Origin of the sequence: Pseudomonas sp. SMN5, from assembly GCF_052041925.1 — a bacterium.
Lineage (GTDB): Bacteria > Pseudomonadota > Gammaproteobacteria > Pseudomonadales > Pseudomonadaceae > Aquipseudomonas.
On record NZ_JBKGGX010000014.1, the window covers coordinates 1 to 17,636 of the forward strand.

The window sequence follows — 17,636 nt, forward strand, 5'->3', positions numbered from 1 at the left end:
GGGGCAAGCGCTTTTGGTTACTTTTGGCGCTTTCCAAAAGTGACCCGCCGTAAGGGCGGAACCCTAAGCCGCCGTTACCGCAGCAACGAATATGTACCCGGTCAAAAAATCCACACAGACCGACACACAGCCATCGCGAGCAGGCCTGCTCCCCCAGGACCCGCAGCCGGTCTTGATGCTCCGCATTTAGCAGGTTTTGGGGCCGCTTCGCAGCCCAGCGGGAGCAAGCTCCCTCGCCACGTATTGAGCTAGGAAGCGATTGAAAACAAAAAGCCCACCTTCCGGTGGGCTTCCTGTTCAGCGTTCAAGCACCATCAAAACAGCCGGGTCTTGGGCGCTTCTTCCTTTACCGGTTCGTTCTTCCCGGTCTCAGCATTCCAGCCACCACCCAGCGCCTTGTACAGATTGACCTCACTGGTCAATTGCGCGAGGCGGTCGGTGATCAGCGATTGTTGGGCGCTGAACAGCTGACGCTGGGCGTCGAGGAAGGTCAGGTTGCTGTCGACGCCGATGCGATAGCGACGCTCGGCCAGACGGTAGTAATCCTGGTTGGCGGCGACGAAGTCGGTCTGGGCCTGCAACTGCTCGTTGTAGGTCTGGCGCGCGGCCAGGCCGTCGGAGACTTCCTGGAAGGCCGTCTGAATCGACTTCTCATACTGCGCGACGTTGATGTCTTTCTGGACCTTGGCGTAATCCAGGCTTGCCCGCAGGCTGCCGGCGTTGAAGATCGGCAGGTTGATCTGCGGGGCGAAGCTCCAGGTGCCCGAGCCGCCCTTGAACAGTCCGGACAGATCCGGGCTGAGGGTACCGGCGTTGGCCGTCAGGCTGATACTCGGGAAGAACGCGGCCCGTGCGGCGCCGATGTTGGCGTTGGCGGCCAGCAGGTTGCGTTCGGCCTGGAGGATGTCCGGGCGACGTTGCAGTAAGTCGGACGGCAGCCCGGCTGGCACTTCGCTGAGCAGATCGTCGCTCAGCGGTTGCGATTGCAGGTTGGCCGGCAGGCCGGTGCCCAGCAGCAAGGTCAGGCTGTTTTCGTCCTGGGCGACCTGGCGGGTGTAGCGCGCCAGTTGCACGCGGGCATTTTCCACAGCGGTACGGGCCTGGCTCAGGTCCAGCGCCGAGGCCACGCCCACATCGGCGCTGCGGGTGGTCAGCTTGAGGCTTTGCTCATAGGTCGCCAGGGTGTCCTGGGTCAGCTTGAGCAATTCCTTGTCGGCCTGCCAGGTCAGGTAGGCGTTGGCGACGTTCGCCACCAGGCTGATCTGCGTGCTGCGCCGGGCTTCTTCGGTGGCGAAGTAGCTTTGCAGCGCTTGCTCGCTCAGGCTGCGAACGCGACCGAACAGGTCCAGTTCATAGGCGCTGATGCCCAGGGTGGCGGAATAGGAACTGCTGATTGCCGCTTCACCGGTCTGCGAAGCCCGTGCCGGCACGCGCTGTCGGCTGGCGGCACCGGTGGCCGAGACCGCCGGGAACAGGTCGGCGCGCTGGATACGGTATTGCGCGGCGTAGGCATCGATGTTCAGCGCCGCGACCCGCAGGTCGCGGTTGTTTTCCAGGGCCAACTGGATCAGCTGCTGCAACGCCGGGTCATGGAAAAACTGTTTCCAGCCCTGCTCGGCGGCGGCCTGGCCGGGCGCCTTGGCAGGCTCGTAGGCCGGCCCTTGCGGGTACTGCGCCGCGACCGGGGCTTCGGGCCGCTGATAGTCGGGAATCAGCGAGCAGCCGCTGAGCACGACTGCGGCGATGGTCAGGGAAAGTAGCGACTTGCTCATTGGCCAGCCTCTTTGGAAGTTTCAGGAGTGTCGTCGTGGTCGGCATTTTTGCGGCGACCGATGGACGATACGGACACGAAGAACAATGGCACCCAGAAGATTGCCAGGACGGTCGCGGTGATCATACCGCCGATCACCCCGGTACCGATGGCATGCTGGCTGCCCGAACCGGCGCCAGTGGAGATTGCCAGCGGGACCACGCCGAGGACGAACGCCAGGGAGGTCATGATGATCGGCCGCAGACGCATCCTACAGGCTTCGATGGCGGCGTCCATCAGGCTGCGGCCCTGTTCGTGGAGTTCCTTGGCGAACTCGACGATCAGGATGGCGTTCTTCGCCGCCAGGCCGATGGTCGTCAGCAGGCCCACCTGGAAGTACACGTCGTTGGACAGCCCGCGCAGGCTGGTCGCCAGCAGGGCACCGATGATCCCCAATGGCACCACCAGCATGACCGCGATCGGAATCGACCAGCTTTCATACAGCGCCGCCAGGCACAGGAACACCATCAGCAGCGACAGGGCATACAGCGCTGGTGCCTGGGAGCCCGACAGACGTTCCTCGTAGGACAGCCCGGTCCAGGAAATACCCACACCGGCCGGCAGTTTCTTGGCAATGGCTTCGACTTCGGCCATGGCTTCACCGGTGGAGTAGCCCGGAGCCGGGACACCCAGGATCTCCATTGCTTCCACCCCGTTGTAGCGGGCCAGCTTCGGCGAACCGTAGATCCACTCACCCTTGGCGAAGGCGGTGAACGGCACCATGGTGCCGGCGCTGTTGCGCACGTACCATTTCTTGAGGTCTTCGGGGCTCATGCGGGCATTCGGCTGACCCTGCACGTACACCTTTTTCACCCGGCCACGGTCGATGAAGTCGTTCACGTAGCTACTGCCCAGGGCAATCGACAAGGTGCTGTTGATGTCCGACAGGGTGATGCCCAGTGCGCTGGCCTTCTCGTCATCGATTTCCAGTTGGTATTGCGGCTCGTCGTTCAGGCCGTTCGGACGGACCTGGGCCAGCACCTTGCTCTGGGACGCCATGCCCAGGAACTGGTTGCGTGCCTCCATCAGTTTTTCATGGCCGATGCCGGCGCGATCCTGCAGGAACACGTCGAAACCGGTGGCGTTACCCAGTTCCATCACCGCCGGCGGGGCGAAGGCGAACACCATCGCGTCGCGGAAGGTGAAGAAGTGTTGCTGTGCACGGGCCGAGATCTTGAACACCGTGTTATCGGCGTTACGTTCTTCCCACGGCTTGAGCATGATGAACGCCAAACCCGAACTCTGGCCACGACCGGCGAAGTTGAAGCCGGTCACGGTAAACACCGAGGCCACGCCATCCCCTTCGCCGCCGTCCTTGCCCGGACGCAGCAGGAACTCGCGCATGTTGTCCACCACCACCTGGGTCCGCTCGGCGCTGGAACCGGCCGGCGTCTGCACTTGGGCGAACAGCACGCCCTGGTCCTCTTCCGGCAGGAACGCGGTCGGGATGCGGCTGAACAACCAGACCATGCCGACCACGATGATGATGTAGGCCAGCAGGTATGGCGCCTTGTGCCGGAGTATGTTGCCTACGCCGCGCTCGTAGCTGCGCACGCCACGGTCGAAGGTGCGGTTGAACCAGCCGAAGAAACCGCGCTTCGGTGTGCCGTGCTCGCCTTTCGGGATCGCCTTGAGCATGGTGGCGCACAAGGCTGGGGTGAAGATCAGTGCAACCAGCACCGACAGGGCCATGGCCGAGACGATGGTGATGGAGAACTGCTTGTAGATCACACCGGTGGAGCCGCCGAAGAACGCCATCGGCAGCAGTACCGCCGAGAGCACCAGGGCGATACCCACCAGGGCGCCCTGGATCTGGCCCATGGATTTCTTGGTGGCTTCCTTGGGTGACAGGCCTTCCTCGCTCATCACCCGCTCGACGTTTTCCACCACGACGATGGCGTCGTCCACCAGCAAGCCGATGGCCAGCACCATGCCGAACATGGTCAGGGTATTGATGCTGAAGCCGAACGCGGCGAGGATCCCGAAGGTACCCAGCAACACCACCGGCACCGTCATCGTGGTGATGATGGTGGCGCGGAAGTTCTGCAGGAACAGGAACATCACCAGGAATACCAGGACGACCGCTTCGACCAGGGTTTCCACTACACCCTTGATCGATTCGCTCACCACTGGCGTGGTGTCATACGGGAACACCACTTCCATGCCCGGCGGGAAGAACGGCTTGAGATTGTCCACGGTCTGGCGCAGCGCCCTGGCCGTGTCGAGGGCGTTGGCACCGGTAGCCAGCCGCACCGCCAGACCCGACGCCGGAGCACCGTTGAACTGGGCGTTGATGGCGTAGTTTTCACCCCCCAGGGCGACATCGGCGACGTCACCGACACGTACCTGCGAGCCATCCGGGTTGACCTTGAGCAGAATCGCCTTGAATTGCTCGGCGGTCTGCAGGCGTGTCTTGCCGATGATGGTGGCGTTCAGTTGCTGGCCGGGCACGGCAGGCAGTCCACCGAGCTGGCCGGACGAGACCTGGACGTTCTGCGCGGAGATCGCGGCGCTCACGTCAGCCGGAGTCAGGCTGTAGTTATTCAGCTTGGCCGGGTCGAGCCAGATCCTCATCGCGTACTGGGCGCCGAAAACCTGGAAGTCACCCACGCCGGAAGTACGCGAGATCGGATCCTGCATGTTCGACACGATGTAGTTGGAAAGGTCTTCCCGGGTCATGGTGCCGTCGCGCGACACCACGCCGATCACCATCAGGAAGTTCCTCACTGACTTGGTCACGCGGATACCCTGCTGCTGTACTTCTTGCGGCAGCAGCGGGGTCGCCAGGTTCAGCTTGTTCTGGACCTGTACCTGCGCGGTGTCGGAGTTGGTGCCTTGCTCGAAGGTCGCGGTGATGGTCATGCTGCCGTCGGAGTTACTTTCCGAGGAAACATAACGCAGGTTGTCGATACCGTTGAGCTGTTGCTCGATGACCTGCACCACGGTGTCCTGCACGGTCTGCGCGGATGCACCCGGGTAGGTGACCTGGATCGCAATGGCCGGCGGCGCGATGCTCGGGTACTGGTTGATCGGCAACTTGAGGATCGACAGGGCCCCGACCAGCATGATCACCAGGGCAATCACCCAGGCGAAAATCGGACGGTCGATAAAGAATTTCGACATGGTTTACTCCCCTTTGCCGCCGGCTGCTTTATCAGCTGCCTGAGCGGGGGCCGGGTTCTTGGCACCAACGTTGGTGGCTTCGACGGCCTTGACTTGCACCCCTGGACGTACGTACTGCAAGCCTTCGGTGATCAGGCGGTCGCCGGCCTTGAGGCCGTCTTCGATCAGCCATTGGCTGCCAACGGTGCGGCTGGCCTTGAGCTGGCGCAGCTCGACCTTGTCGTCCGCGCCAACGACCAACGCGGTCGGTGTGCCCTTGAGGTCACGGGTCACGCCTTGCTGCGGTGCGAGGATCGCCGCGCTGTTCACCCCAGCCTGCAATTGCGCGTGGACGAACATGCCCGGCAGCAGGGTATGGTCCGGGTTCGGGAACACGGCGCGCAAGGTCACGGAACCGGTGGTCTGGTCGACCGACACTTCCGAGAACTCCAGCTTGCCTTCATGGGGATACTGGCTGCCGTCTTCCAGGGTCAGCTTGACCATGGCGGCGTTGTCGCCGGCTTTTTGCAGGCGACCGCTTTCCAGTTCGCGGCGCAGTTGCAGCAGCTCCACCGAGCTCTGGGTCACGTCGACGTAGATCGGGTCCAGTTGCTGGATGGTCGCCAGGGCGTCGGCCTGGCCATTGCTCACCAGCGCCCCTTCGGTCACCGAAGAGCGACCGATACGGCCGGAAATCGGCGCGTAGACCTTGGTGTAGCGCACGTTGATCTGGGCCGTCTGCAGGTTGGCTTCCGACTCGAGGCGGTTAGCCACGGCGGTGTCGTATTCCTGGCGACTGACCGCTTGCTCATCCACCAGTTGCTTGTAGCGGTCGGCAATCGACTTGGTGGACCGCAGGTTGGCCTCGGCGCTTTTCAGGGTCGCTTCGTACACGGCCGGGTCGATCTGGTAGAGCTGCTGGCCGGCCTTGACGTCGGCGCCTTCCTTGAACAGGCGCTTGAGGATGATGCCATTGACCTGCGGGCGAACTTCGGCGACACGGAATGCGCTGGTGCGCCCTGGCAGTTCCGAGGTCAGGGTGAAAGGCTGTGTCTTGAGGGTTACGTAGCCGACCTGAGGCGGGGGTGCGGCAGGCGCCGCTTCTTCCTTCTTGCATCCGCTGAGCAGCGATGCCAGGGCGATGGCGGTAACCAGAGCGGTAACAGCTGGCTTGAATTGCATGGAGATCCTCGGGTCAGGCGCGCAACAGGCGCACTCGAAAGGTGGAAGGTGAAAAAGAGCGCGAAAAACAATTAGTAGGATGCTAAGAAATATACTTACGTACACGGTTGTTTGTAAACAGCAAAATTGCGTACCATCCGTATTTACAAAAGCCTGACAAAGGCCCGTGCGGATCGATGACGCGTCTGAGCGAACGTTGCCGCAATGCTGTTCAGCTGATCCTTACGCATTTCCGATGCACCCTGATTGAGGTTTTACTGCCATGGTCCGTCGTACCAAAGAGGAAGCCCTGGAGACTCGCAGCCAGATACTTGAAGCGGCCGAAAAAGCCTTCTTCGAGCGCGGCGTAGCGCGCACCACGCTGGCGGATATTGCGACGCTGGCCGGCGTCACGCGCGGCGCCATCTATTGGCATTTCAGCAACAAGGCCGACCTGCTCCAGGCCATGCTCGATACCTTGCATGAACCGTTGGATGACCTGGCCCGCGCCAGCGAAAATGAAGAGGAGCTTGACCCGCTGGGCTGCACGCGCAAATTGCTTGTGCAATTGTTTCAACAGGTTGCACTCGACCCGAAGACGCGTCGCATTAATGAGATTTTGTTCCATAAGTGCGAGTTCACCGATGAAATGTGCGATCTGCGCCAGCAGCGGCGCCAGGTCAGCCTCGATTGCAATGTGCGGATCGCCCTGTCGTTGCGCAATGCGATGAAGCGCGGCCAGTTGCCCGGCGACCTGGATCCCGAAAGGGCAGCAGTGGCCATTCATGCTTACATCGACGGCATTCTGTACCAGTGGCTGCTGGCTCCTGACAGCTTCGCGCTGGCCGCCGAGGCGGAGCGCTGGGTGGATATCGGGCTGGACATGCTGCGCCTGAGCCCCAACCTGCGCAAATGAAACAAAATGCGTAATTGCATCGTATTGTGTCAATGGGTTCGGCCAGGGTGCTTTTATAAACCGACACAACGGTTGTTAATAGCTGACCGGCGCCAAATTTTGTAGGAAATTTGTTTCCACCTTTGAAAAGAACGTGCGACGGGCCCCGTCCGGAACCCCGCACTTGGGAGCCTGTCGATCCCATGAGGCGTGCCGGACGGGGTGATAATCAACCCAGCGTGATTTCCACGGTGAAGTTAAAAGGCTCTTCGCTGGCGCCGTGCAGGAACCGGGTCGAACATGGAATGGGCGTTGCGCCAATTGAGGTCACCCTGTTTGTGCGAACGGGTGTCAGAGTTGGGGAGAGTGTACCAAAGGAAGTGTTGACTCTTAGACCGAAGTCGAGCAGGCAAGCAATGTCCCGGTCGCCAAAAATAATGAAGTGCTTGAACATGTCTTTACTTGGGCTGCCCAGTTTTCTGGAATAAGCGAAGTCGAATCTCAGCGCTTGGATATCCCACGGGCCCAGGGCCCCGAGTTCATTCGTATCGAACGCCAGGTTGTGGTCGCTGACGGCGAAGGTATGGTCGGTGTGGTTGATGAGCTTAATAACGAAGCGGGTGCGGCTTGCACGGATGGGCTCCTGCTGCCAATCCCGGATTTGTTGATCGACTACGCCGTTCAGCTGCGCTTTTTCCATCAAAGCCTTGAAAACTTCCAGGTTGTCATCGGTTCCAAGGGATGCAACGTATTTGTAAAGGACGTTCAGTGGGGCATGGCCGAACTGGGCAAGAAGCTTTTCAAAGAAGCCGTTATCGCCGGGCGTGGCGTTTTCAGTGATGTCTTTCATATTGAATTCCTTTTCAAAATGGGAAGAGGGCAAATAGTTGGCTTGGTGCCGGCTCGACTATGGCTGGAAGTAAGGCGCTTATAAAGTTCGGCTAGTTTTCCGAATATTAAGTTGGAATAAAAAAGCCCTGGCTCTTTCGAGTCAGGGCTTCTTCACTTCAGACGATGTCAGAGCACTGGGTAATCGATATACCCCACCGGACCCTTGCCATAGAAGGTTTCCGGGTGTGGCTCGTTCAACGGCGCATCAGCCTTCAAGCGTGCCGGCAAGTCCGGGTTGGCAATGAATGGCACACCGAAGGCGACGGCGTCGGCCTTGCCCTCGGCCAGCCAGGCATTGGCGCTGTCCTTGGTGAAGCGTTCATTGGCGATGTATGGGCCGCCGAAGGCTTGCTTGAGTTGTGGGCCGATGCTGTCGTCGCCTTCCTTCTCGCGCGAGCAAATGAAGGCAATACCGCGCTTGCCCAGTTCACGGGCAACGTAGCTGAAGGTTTCCAGGCGATTGTCGTCGCCCATGTCATGGGCATCGGCGCGGGGTGCCAGATGCACGCCAACCCGACCGGCGCCCCAGACTTCGATGGCCGCATCGGTCACTTCCAGCAGCAGGCGGGCGCGGTTTTCCAGGGAGCCGCCGTACTGATCGGTGCGCTGGTTGGTGCTGCTTTGCAGAAACTGGTCGAGCAGGTAACCGTTGGCGCCGTGGATTTCCACGCCGTCGAAGCCAGCGGCCTTGGCGTTCTCGGCACCGACGCGGTAGGCATCGACGATGTCGGCGATTTCAGCGGTTTCCAGCGCTCGCGGGGTCGGATATTCGGCCAGCGGGCGTACCAGGCTTACGTGGCCCTTGGGCTGAATGGCGCTCGGCGCCACCGGAGCTTCACCACTGAGGTAGGACGGGTGGGAGACCCGGCCGACGTGCCACAGTTGCAGGAAAATCTTGCCGCCGGCGCCATGGATCGCCTTGGTGACGTTGGCCCAGCCGCGGACCTGGTCGTTGGACCAGATGCCGGGAGTGTCCGGGTAACCTACGCCCATCGGCGTGACGGAGGTCGCTTCGCTGAGAATCAGGCCGGCGGAGGCGCGCTGGACGTAGTACTCGGCCATCAACGCATTGGGAACGCGACCCGCGTCGGCGCGGCAACGGGTGAGCGGGGCCATGATGATGCGGTTTTTCAGCTCGATGTCGCCGAGTTTGATCGGATCGAAAATAGTCGTCATCTGTTACAACCTCGAAAAAATGGAAGGGTTTAATCTCAACGAGTTACCGCAGCCAGGTCGGCATTGCTGCCGCCCTGGCGGAAAGTGATCAAGGTCACCAGCAGCGCCAGCACCGCCAGTGCACCGGCGGCCAGGGGCACGGTGGTCAGCCCCATGCCGCGGTCGATGACGCTGCCGCCGACCCAGGCGCCCAAGGCGTTGCCAATGTTGAAAGCGCCGATGTTCAGGGTGGACACCAGGTTCGGCGCGGCTTTGCCGAAGGTCACCACATTGACCTGCAGGGCCGGCACGGCGGCGAAGCAAGCGGTGGCCCAGAGGAACAGGGTGATCTCGGTGGGGATCAGCGCCACGCTGGTCCAGCTCAGCACGGTGGAGACCACGGCCATGGTGATGAACACGCCGATCAGGGTGTTCGCCAGGCTCTTGTCCGCCAGCTTGCCGCCGATGATGTTGCCCAGGGTCAGGCCCAGGCCGATCAGTACCAGGGTCCAGGTCACGCCACGGGGCGATACGCCGGTCACTTCACCCAGCAGCGGGGCGACGTAGGTGAACAGGGTGAACACCGAGGCGGAGAACAGCGCGGTCATGCTCAGGGACAACCAAAGTCCAGCCCCCTTGAGCGCTACCAGTTCCGAACGCATGTCGAGTTTTTCTTCGTCGCGCTTGGCCGGCAGGAAGCGGATCAGCCCGATCAATGCCACCACGCCAATGACGGTCACCGCCCAGAACGTCGAGCGCCAGCCGGCTTCCTGGCCCAGTGCGGTGCCCAGGGGTACGCCGAGCACGTTGGCCAGGGTCAGGCCGGTGAACATCAGGGCCACGGCCGAGGCACGCTTGTTCGGCGCCACCAGGCCGGCGGCCACCACCGAACCGATACCGAAGAACGCCCCGTGGCACAGGGCCGTGATGACCCGTGCAAACATCAGCACGTTGTAATCGCTGGCAATGGCGCAGAGCAGGTTGCCGATGATGAAAATCCCCATCAGCGCCACGAGCGCAGCCTTGCGTGGCAGCCGGGCGGTGGCCAGGGCCATGAACGGTGCGCCGATGGCGACGCCCAGGGCGTAGCCGGTGACCAGCCAACCGGCGCCGGGAATCGACACGCCGAGGTCGGCCGCCACATCGGGCAACAGGCCCATGATGACGAATTCGGTGGTGCCGATGGCAAAGGCGCTCAGGGCCAGGATGAGAAGTGAGAGGGGCATGGCGGGTCCTTGTCTGGTCAGAGCTCTTGGCTCATTTGCTTGAGAAACTGCTGGATCAATTCCTCGTTGCGTTTGAAGAAGTGCCATTGACCGACCTTCTGGCTGGTGATCAGTCCCGCCCGTTGCAACACCGCCAGATGCGCCGATACCGTGGACTGCGACAGGCCGCAGCGTTGGTCGATCTGGCCGGCGCAGATACCGAATTCGTGGTTGTGCAACTGTTCGGGGAACTGGACCTTGGGGTCTTTGAGCCAGTTGAGAATGTCTCGCCGTACCGGGTGCGCCAGGGCTTTTATTATTTCGTCGAGGTCGAGGGTCATGGTGGCAGTTCGTTTGGATTGGGTGAGTAAAACGCTATATCGCGATGAGGCGAACCTTAAATCGTTATTTCGCGATACACCAATATGGATTTGTTCTGACCAGCGAACAAATCGCTATATCGGGTTATAACGATATGAGCGCGACAGTGCTAAGCTGCGCCCATGAACTATCTCGCACACCTGCACCTGGGCGGCCCTGGCCGCGAACAACTGCTCGGCAGTCTCTACGGCGATTTCGTCAAAGGGCCGCTGCAAGGGCTGTACGACCCGCGGATCGAAGCCGCGATTGCCTTGCATCGACGCATCGACACGTATACCGATCGCCACCCTCTGGTGGACGTCGCCCTGTCGCGCTTTTCCACGGTGCGCCGACGCTATGCCGGAATCGTGCTCGACGTGTTTTTCGACCACTGCCTGGCCCGGGACTGGACGTTGTATGGCGAGGGGCCGCTGATGGATTTCACCGCCCGCGTATATCACGTGCTCGGCACTGAACCACAGTTGCCCGGACGCCTGGCGCAAATTGCGCCACACATGGTGGCGAATGACTGGTTGGGTTCTTATCAGGCGTTCGACGTACTCGGGCAGGTACTGCGCGGCATTTCCCGACGCCTGACCCGCCCCGAGGAATTGGCTGGGGCGATGGAGGAGTTGACCAGGCTCTATGAGCCATTGAGCGAGGATTTCCGGTTGTTTTATCCGCAGCTTCAGGACTTTGCTCAGAGCCAGGTCACACAGCCGTTCTAACTGTGGGAGCGAGCCTGCTCGCGATTGCGATGTAACAGTCAATATCTCTGTTGAATGTCAGACCGCAATCGCGAGCAGGCTCGCTCCCACAGGGGATCTCATTGGCATTTCAAATCATGCGGCAATGGCAGGGCGCATCGGCACCTGCTGCTTCTCGGGGACTGCGCCAAACAACACCTTGTGCACGGCTTGCTGCGCCTGGAAGGCCAGCACCGCCCTTTCCTGGCCGTGGCAGGCGATGGGTTGCAGCAGATAGATGTGCACGTCGCCGCGATCGTTGGCAAACAGGCGCATCAGGTGCGACAGCAGATCGTCATCGCCAATGAACGGTGCCAGGGCGTCCGGCTCGCCGTTGCGCAGGTAACGGATCGCCACCGGTTGCAACGCGACCTCGGCATCGATCGCCGCCGACAGCAGCCGACCATGAAAGGTGCGCAGTGAGCGGCCGTCGGTGGTGGTGCCTTCGGGAAACATCAGCAACGGATGGGCCTGTTGCAGATGACGGCTCATCTGCTTGCGGATCAATTGGCTGTCACCCGACCCGCGACGGATGAACAGACTGCCGGCCTTGGCCGCCAGCCACCCGGCCACCGGCCAGGTACGCACTTCGGCCTTGGACAGGAACGACAGTGGCGTGAGCATGCCCAGCAGCGGGATGTCGGTCCAGGACACGTGGTTGCTGACCCACAGCATCGGCTGCTGCGGCAGTTGCCCATGGACCGTCACCGAAAACGGCAAGGCATGGCTCAACCGCGCCATGAAGAACCTCGACCAGCGCTGACGGCGGACCATGGAGTTGGCCAGCCCGAGGCGCTCGAACAGACCGAACACGGTGGCCATGCCCAGGCCCAGCGCCACCACCAGCAGCACCCGCGCGATACGCGCGTACACCCGCGGCCGGCTCATCACACCGCTGCCTTGAAGTGGCGGGCGTAGCGTGGGCAGAGTTCGTCGCGCTTGAGCAGGATGAACACGTCGGCCACCTGGAAATCCTCGTCCCAGCACGGTTCGCCACAGATCTTCGCGCCCAGGCGCATGTAGGCCTTGAGCAGGGGCGGCATCTCGGCGATGACGTTGGAAGGTACGTCCAGGCTCGGCAACGGCTTTTTCGGCACCGCTTGCAGGTGTTCGGTGCACAGGTAGCGTTCGCGCAGGCGTTGCATGATTGCCTGGGCCTGGATGCCGCCGTCCTGCATGGGGATGCTCGCGCAACCCATCAGGTAACTGTAGCCGCCTTCGTTCAGGACTTCGGCCAACTCGCCCCAGAGCACGGCGATGGTGCCGCCGTTGCGGTAGGCCGGGTCGACGCAGGTGCGGCCGATTTCCAGGATCGGGCCCTTGAGGTGGACCAGGCCGTGGAGGCTGAATTCTTCTTCGCTGTAGAAGCGGCCCAGGCTGCTGGCGGCCTGGTGGTCGAGCAGGCGAGTGGTGGCCACGAGGCGGCCGGTGTTCAGGTCGCGCACGCCGATGTGGGCGCAGTGAACATCGTAGTCATCCATGTCCAGACCCATTTCCGCGCCTTTGAGCTTGGCGTTGAATTCGCCGCTGAAGACGTTGAAGCGCAAGGCTTGGGCTTCTTGCAAAGCCTTGGCGCCAATCAGGCGTTCGGCTTGCAGGCGGCGTTCATTGCCGGTGTCGCTGATGCGGGCGATCTGAGTCATAGCGAATCTCCGTGCGGGCTGTGCAGTTGCAGCCACTCGACTTTCTTTATGCAGCCATGTTGTGCAAAGTCAGGCTATGTAGCCCCGGTGTCATCGCCATGAAGCTTTGGTGATGCTTATATGACAGCCCTCGAGGAGCCGCCCATGCCCTGGCAAACCCTGATCCAACGCGGCGAACGCCTGCCCGCCCATCCGGACCTGGCCGAGGGCTATGCGACGTTGTTGCAACACTTGGGGCCGGTGACACCGTTCGAGCTGGCGGTGGCCGGGGCACGGCTGATGGCGACGCCGGGGCTGGCGTTTCTGGTGGGTTATCAGGCGGCTCTGCGGGTGCTCTGGCCGAGCGCGCCCCAAGGCCTTGGTGCGCTGTGTGCCACCGAACAACGCAGCTTGCGCCCGGCGGATATGCAGACCCGTCTCAACGACTTGCGTCTGAGCGGACGCAAGGATTTCGTTACCGCCGGCGACGCGGCCGAATGGCTGCTCATCGCCGCTCGCAATGAGGCGCCCGGCGAGGCACCGCGTCTCAAGCTGGCGGTGGCCTATCCCGGCGAGCCCGGCGTGACCCTGGAAAAACTCCCGGCCATCGCCCTGATGCCGGACATCAGCCATGGTCGCGTACTGCTTGACGATGCGTTGTGCGAACTGCTCGCGGGCGATGGCTGGGACGCGTATGTCAAACCGTTCCGCACCCTGGAAGATCTCTATGTGCTCAGCGCCATGACCGCCTGGTTGTATGGCGTGGGCCAGGAATGCGAGTGGCCCCAGGCGTTGTTGCTGCGGCTGCTGGCGTTGCTGGCGGGGTGTGCCGAGGTCAGTCGTCACAATCCGTCCAGCACGGCGGGGCATGTGTTGCTGGGCGGATTGTTTGCCCAGTTCCACGGGCTCGATGGCGAATTGAATGAGGCCCTGGCTGCAGGACCGGCGTCCTGGCGCCAGATGTGGAGCCGGGACAGGGCGGTGATGGAGATGGCGGCGGGCGCGCGGGCCAAGCGCTTGACGAAGGCGTTGGGTAGCGCCTGACTCTGACCTTTGTGGGAGCGAGCCTGCTCGCGATAGTGGTGTATCAGCCAATGTGATGGCGACTGACCTGGCGCTATCGCGAGCAGGCTCGCTCCCACAGGTTTTGTAAAGGAGCTCGCATAGGGAAGCACCCAACATCCAAACTGTCATCAACCCTGACTAGGCTCAGCAGGTTCAATCCTGCGAGCCCCCATCCATGTCCAAAGGCTGGCTGCTGATCCCATTCCTGCTGCTCAACCTGAGCGCCCATGCCGAAGACTGGCCCGGCGAACAATGGCCGACCGCACCGCGCCCCACCGGACCAGCCATCGAAACCTTGGAACACTACGCTTTCCCGGCCCGGGACGATGTCACCCGCCAAGGCATCCGCACCGACGCGCTGCTGGTGATCCAGGACGGTCGCCTGGTCTACGAGCGCTACGCCGGAGCGACCGGCGCCGAGACCCCGCACCTGACTTGGTCCATCAGCAAAAGCCTGTTGGCCACGCTGTTCGGCGTGGCCTACGGTGAAAAGCGATTCGGCCTGCAAGACCCGGTCGTCAACTACTACCCGGCGCTGAGCAAGCACCCGGCCATGACCCTCGCCGACCTGTTCCACTGGGCGTCGGGCCTGGACTGGCAGGAAGACTACGAATACGCGCCGCTCAATTCTTCCGTGGTGGCGATGCTCTACACCCGCGGGCGCCGCGACATGGCGGCGTTCACCGCGCAGCATCCGAGCTTCAGCTCGCCGGGGCGGGTGTTCCGGTACTCCAGCGGCGACAGCAACCTGCTGGCGGCCGCACTGAAGAATATCGTCGGCCCGGCACGCTATGCCGATTATCCGTGGACGGCGCTGTTCGAACCGTTGGGGATTCACCACGCCACTTGGGAGACCGACGCCAGCGGCACTTTCGTCGGGTCATCCTATGCCTACCTCACGGCGCGGGATCTGGCGCGGGTCGGTCTGTTGATGCAACGCGACGGTCGCTGGGGCGGACGGCAGCTGATCCCCAGGGAATGGGTCGCCTTCAACCGTGAGCCTTTCGCGTATTTCCAGGCCGGCCAGGACGAGGCCGTGCCCGGCGGCCACTGGTGGCTCAACCGCGCCGCCGACCCGACGCTGCGTCCATGGCCCGATGCGCCGGCGGACACCTTCGCCGCACTGGGGCATTGGGGCCAGGCGCTGTACGTCATTCCCAGCGCGCGGCTGGTGATCGTGCGCTACGGCGATGACCGCGACGGCAGCTATCGCCACAACGAACTGCTCAAGCGGGCCATGGCCGCGTTCGCCGGGATGGTGCAACCATGAAGCGCAAAGTGGTTCTTACGCTGATGCTGGCGCTGTTTGTGGCGTTGTTGGCGTGGGTCTGGCTCGAACGGGTGGAGCTGCGAGCCTTTCCCGACATCATCAGCGCCTACACCGCCAAGGAGTATTGCTCGTGCCGCTACGTGATGCAGCAACCGGCCGAGTATTGCCGGGGCTATGTAAAGCAGTCGGTGCCCATCAGTGATTTTTTCGAGAGCCCCGAGGCGAAACGCATCACCGTCAGCGGGCTTGGGCGTAGCAACAGTGCGCGGTGGATAGGGGAGCGGCAGGGGTGTCGGCTGGAGCCGTAAAACCGGCACGCCGCGACCGCCGTTGTGGCGATGGAGCTTGCTCCCGCTGGGCTGCGAAGCAGCCCCGGTTTTTGCTCGTCTGAACAATTTCGCGAGTGCTGCGCACTGGAGTGCAAGCCCAGCCCAGCGGGAGCAAGCTCCCTCGCCACAGGTGTTGACCAGTCCCCGGGCTGAACAATGAATGTCAGATGCAGGACAACTGTCGAAACAGACAGTTTGCAAGCGCCCTCGGCCCGGTTAAGGTTCGCCACAGGTTTATCTGCCTTCCGAGTGTTTATGTTCAAGCGGTCTTTTTCTCTTGCTGTCGCGACCTTGCTGCTGGCCGGCGCTGTGCTGCCGGTCCGGGCCGACTGGTACCTGGACGGTGAGTCGTCGCGGCTGTCGTTTATCAGCAGCAAGAACGGCAATGTCTCCGAAGTCCAGCGTTTCCTGGTGCTGCACGGTCAAGTCCAACCCGATGGACTGGCGCGTCTTGAAGTGGAGCTGGAGTCGATCAACAGCGGCATTCCCCTGCGGGACGAGCGCATGCGCGCCGAGCTGTTCGAGATCAAGCAATTTGCCGAGGCCACCGCCACCGCGCAGATCAATCTCGCGCCGATCCAGGACCTGGCCAACGGTGCGCAATTGGAACTGCGCCTGCCGCTGACGGTGAACCTGCACGGCAAGCAGCACGAATACAACGTCGAACTGTTGGCGACGCGCCTGGATGAACGACGGTTCCAAGTGGTGACGTTGGAGCCGGTGGTGCTCAACGCGGCGGATTTCGACCTCGCGCCGGGCCTGGAAAAATTGCGCAACCTGGCCGGGTTGTCAGCCATCAGCCTTTCGGTGCCGGTGAACGCGGTGCTGATCTTTACGGCGCGCTGACGTGGGCGGCCCGGTTTTTCCCTGGCGCGAAGGCAATCGCTTCGAGCTGTTGATCGATGGCCCGCAGTTTTTTCCGCGTATGTTGGTGGAAATCGCCCGCGCCCAGGAACAGGTCGAACTGGAGCTGTACCTGGTGGAGGCCGGAGCGTGCGCCGAGGCGATGGTGCAGGCGCTGGTTCAGGCCGCTGAGCGTGGCGTGCGGGTGCGTTGTCTGTTCGATGACTATGGCAGCCTGGCGTTTACTCTCAGTCTGCGCAACCGCCTGATCGAGGCCGGGGTTGAGCTGCGGTTCTATAACCGCCTGAGCTGGCGGCGCTGGGTGCGCAACCTCTACCGCGATCACCGCAAGCTGTTACTGGTGGACCAGCGCCTGGCCGTGGTCGGTGGCACCGGGGTGACCGATGAATTCTGGAACCCCCTCGATGACCGCAGCGAGTGGCATGAGGTCATGGTGGAAATCGTCGGCCCGCTGGTGCTCGACTGGCAGTTGCTGTTCGACCGCCAGTGGATCGCCAACCGGCATCGCCGGGCCTGGAAGCCGGCGTCCAACTTCGGCTTGCCGCGCCTGCCGCGGGTTCCTCCGGTGGGCGAGGGCATCGGTCGGGTGGCGTATGCCGACGCCCGTCAGCACCGCGACATTCTGCAATCGCTGTCCCGGGCGTTGAACAGCGGACAGAAACGCATCTGGATGGCGACCCCGTATTTCCTGCCGACCTGGAACGTGCGCCGTTCGCTGCGCAAGGCCGCCGCCCGCGGCATCGACGTGCGGCTGTTGCTCACCGGGCCGCGCACCGATCACCCGTCGGTGCGCTACGCCGGGCACCGTTACTACCCGCGATTGCTCAAGGCCGGGGTGAAGATCTTCGAATACCAGCCGTGCTTCCTGCATTTGAAAATGGTGCTGGTGGACGATTGGGTCAGCATCGGCTCATGCAACTTCGATCACTGGAACCTGCGCTTCAACCTGGAGGCCAACCTCGAAGCCCTGGACACCGGGCTCAGTCGTGCGGTGGCGGCAAGTTTCGAACGCGATTTCGCCCAGAGCCTGCAAGTCAGCCTCGACGCCTGGCAGCGCCGGCCGCTGTGGAAGCGGTTCAAGCAGCGGGTGTGGGGGTTGGTGGATCGGGTGGTGGTGAACCTGCTGGGGCGACGGGGCTAGCCTGAACACCCAGATACAAC

At 62.3% G+C, this 17,636-nt stretch carries 16 protein-coding genes; 7 read left to right on the plus strand and 9 right to left on the minus strand.

All coding sequences use genetic code 11. The features are described from left to right. Positions 1-314: 314 nt before the first annotated feature. The 3 genes from adeC to ACLEJR_RS15445 are packed head-to-tail and all read right to left on the minus strand — an operon-like array spanning position 315 to position 6,094. Positions 315-1,772 carry an AdeC/AdeK/OprM family multidrug efflux complex outer membrane factor gene (gene adeC / locus ACLEJR_RS15435; RefSeq protein ID WP_440814883.1) on the minus strand — a complete coding sequence of 486 codons (1,458 nt, stop codon included), beginning with the start codon at positions 1,770-1,772 and terminating at the stop codon, positions 315-317. Further along, positions 1,769-4,933: an efflux RND transporter permease subunit EmhB gene (gene emhB, locus ACLEJR_RS15440; protein ID WP_440799282.1), complete on the minus strand. Its 3,165-nt coding sequence runs from the start codon at positions 4,931-4,933 to the stop codon at positions 1,769-1,771. Before emhB ends, adeC begins: the two co-directional genes overlap by 4 nt. A 3-nt stretch (positions 4,934-4,936) precedes the next feature. Beyond that, entirely contained in the window at positions 4,937-6,094 is a 1,158-nt protein-coding gene (locus ACLEJR_RS15445) for an efflux RND transporter periplasmic adaptor subunit (RefSeq protein WP_440799283.1), read from the minus strand. 262 nt (positions 6,095-6,356) lie between these two features. Here ACLEJR_RS15445 and ACLEJR_RS15450 point away from each other — a divergent pair, with 262 nt between their 5' ends. Next, positions 6,357-6,989, plus strand: a complete 633-nt coding sequence (locus ACLEJR_RS15450) for a TetR family transcriptional regulator (protein WP_440799284.1) — start codon at positions 6,357-6,359, stop codon at positions 6,987-6,989. 208 nt (positions 6,990-7,197) lie between these two features. On the opposite strand, the gene ACLEJR_RS15455 is transcribed toward ACLEJR_RS15450, so the two are convergent. From ACLEJR_RS15455 to ACLEJR_RS15470, 4 genes are all read right to left on the minus strand, one after another. After that, positions 7,198-7,818 (minus strand): hypothetical protein, encoded by a 621-nt coding sequence (locus ACLEJR_RS15455; protein WP_440814884.1) that lies wholly within the window; start codon positions 7,816-7,818, stop codon positions 7,198-7,200. A gap of 167 nt (positions 7,819-7,985) precedes the next feature. After that, positions 7,986-9,035: an alkene reductase gene (locus ACLEJR_RS15460; protein WP_440814885.1), complete on the minus strand. Its 1,050-nt coding sequence runs from the start codon at positions 9,033-9,035 to the stop codon at positions 7,986-7,988. Between the two features lie 35 nt (positions 9,036-9,070). Next, entirely contained in the window at positions 9,071-10,240 is a 1,170-nt protein-coding gene (locus ACLEJR_RS15465) for an MFS transporter (RefSeq protein WP_440814886.1), read from the minus strand. A 17-nt stretch (positions 10,241-10,257) separates the two neighbouring features. Next, positions 10,258-10,560: an ArsR/SmtB family transcription factor gene (locus ACLEJR_RS15470; protein WP_440799292.1), complete on the minus strand. Its 303-nt coding sequence runs from the start codon at positions 10,558-10,560 to the stop codon at positions 10,258-10,260. Positions 10,561-10,722: 162 nt separating this feature from the next. Between ACLEJR_RS15470 and ACLEJR_RS15475 the strand changes: the two genes are divergently transcribed. Further along, positions 10,723-11,307 (plus strand): ACP phosphodiesterase, encoded by a 585-nt coding sequence (locus ACLEJR_RS15475; protein WP_440814888.1) that lies wholly within the window; start codon positions 10,723-10,725, stop codon positions 11,305-11,307. A gap of 114 nt (positions 11,308-11,421) precedes the next feature. Here ACLEJR_RS15475 and ACLEJR_RS15480 read toward each other — a convergent pair whose 3' ends face one another. Continuing rightward, positions 11,422-12,213, minus strand: a complete 792-nt coding sequence (locus tag ACLEJR_RS15480) for a lysophospholipid acyltransferase family protein (RefSeq protein ID WP_440814890.1) — start codon at positions 12,211-12,213, stop codon at positions 11,422-11,424. Further along, complete coding sequence (gene olsB, locus ACLEJR_RS15485; protein WP_440799297.1) at positions 12,213-12,968, minus strand: L-ornithine N(alpha)-acyltransferase; 756 nt, start codon at positions 12,966-12,968, stop codon at positions 12,213-12,215. The genes ACLEJR_RS15480 and olsB overlap by 1 nt, the downstream gene beginning before the upstream one ends. A gap of 144 nt (positions 12,969-13,112) precedes the next feature. Here olsB and ACLEJR_RS15490 point away from each other — a divergent pair, with 144 nt between their 5' ends. The 5 genes from ACLEJR_RS15490 (at position 13,113) to ACLEJR_RS15510 (ending at position 17,616) form a co-directional block, all read left to right on the plus strand. Then, entirely contained in the window at positions 13,113-13,991 is an 879-nt protein-coding gene (locus ACLEJR_RS15490; protein WP_440814891.1) for an acyl-CoA dehydrogenase, read from the plus strand. Between the two features lie 196 nt (positions 13,992-14,187). After that, positions 14,188-15,282, plus strand: coding sequence for a serine hydrolase domain-containing protein (locus ACLEJR_RS15495; protein WP_440814893.1), 1,095 nt, complete (start codon positions 14,188-14,190; stop codon positions 15,280-15,282). Next, complete coding sequence (locus tag ACLEJR_RS15500; RefSeq protein WP_440814895.1) at positions 15,279-15,590, plus strand: amidase; 312 nt, start codon at positions 15,279-15,281, stop codon at positions 15,588-15,590. Before ACLEJR_RS15495 ends, ACLEJR_RS15500 begins: the two co-directional genes overlap by 4 nt. A gap of 276 nt (positions 15,591-15,866) precedes the next feature. After that, complete coding sequence (locus tag ACLEJR_RS15505) at positions 15,867-16,457, plus strand: YceI family protein (protein ID WP_440814897.1); 591 nt, start codon at positions 15,867-15,869, stop codon at positions 16,455-16,457. Between the two features lies 1 nt (position 16,458). Continuing rightward, positions 16,459-17,616 carry a phospholipase D-like domain-containing protein gene (locus ACLEJR_RS15510; RefSeq protein WP_440814899.1) on the plus strand — a complete coding sequence of 386 codons (1,158 nt, stop codon included), beginning with the start codon at positions 16,459-16,461 and terminating at the stop codon, positions 17,614-17,616. Positions 17,617-17,636: the final 20 nt, after the last annotated feature.

Excerpts from the sequence above, each read along its gene's own strand:
- adeC (WP_440814883.1), bottom strand. The coding sequence starts at position 1,772 with ATGAGCAAGTCGCTACTTTCCCTGACCATCGCCGCAGTCGTGCTCAGC.
- emhB (WP_440799282.1), bottom strand. The coding sequence starts at position 4,933 with ATGTCGAAATTCTTTATCGACCGTCCGATTTTCGCCTGGGTGATTGCC.
- ACLEJR_RS15445 (WP_440799283.1), bottom strand. The coding sequence starts at position 6,094 with ATGCAATTCAAGCCAGCTGTTACCGCTCTGGTTACCGCCATCGCCCTG.
- ACLEJR_RS15450 (WP_440799284.1), top strand. The coding sequence starts at position 6,357 with ATGGTCCGTCGTACCAAAGAGGAAGCCCTGGAGACTCGCAGCCAGATA.
- ACLEJR_RS15455 (WP_440814884.1), bottom strand. The coding sequence starts at position 7,818 with ATGAAAGACATCACTGAAAACGCCACGCCCGGCGATAACGGCTTCTTT.
- ACLEJR_RS15460 (WP_440814885.1), bottom strand. The coding sequence starts at position 9,035 with ATGACGACTATTTTCGATCCGATCAAACTCGGCGACATCGAGCTGAAA.
- ACLEJR_RS15465 (WP_440814886.1), bottom strand. The coding sequence starts at position 10,240 with ATGCCCCTCTCACTTCTCATCCTGGCCCTGAGCGCCTTTGCCATCGGC.
- ACLEJR_RS15470 (WP_440799292.1), bottom strand. The coding sequence starts at position 10,560 with ATGACCCTCGACCTCGACGAAATAATAAAAGCCCTGGCGCACCCGGTA.
- ACLEJR_RS15475 (WP_440814888.1), top strand. The coding sequence starts at position 10,723 with ATGAACTATCTCGCACACCTGCACCTGGGCGGCCCTGGCCGCGAACAA.
- ACLEJR_RS15480 (WP_440814890.1), bottom strand. The coding sequence starts at position 12,213 with ATGAGCCGGCCGCGGGTGTACGCGCGTATCGCGCGGGTGCTGCTGGTG.
- olsB (WP_440799297.1), bottom strand. The coding sequence starts at position 12,968 with ATGACTCAGATCGCCCGCATCAGCGACACCGGCAATGAACGCCGCCTG.
- ACLEJR_RS15490 (WP_440814891.1), top strand. The coding sequence starts at position 13,113 with ATGCCCTGGCAAACCCTGATCCAACGCGGCGAACGCCTGCCCGCCCAT.
- ACLEJR_RS15495 (WP_440814893.1), top strand. The coding sequence starts at position 14,188 with ATGTCCAAAGGCTGGCTGCTGATCCCATTCCTGCTGCTCAACCTGAGC.
- ACLEJR_RS15500 (WP_440814895.1), top strand. The coding sequence starts at position 15,279 with ATGAAGCGCAAAGTGGTTCTTACGCTGATGCTGGCGCTGTTTGTGGCG.
- ACLEJR_RS15505 (WP_440814897.1), top strand. The coding sequence starts at position 15,867 with ATGTTCAAGCGGTCTTTTTCTCTTGCTGTCGCGACCTTGCTGCTGGCC.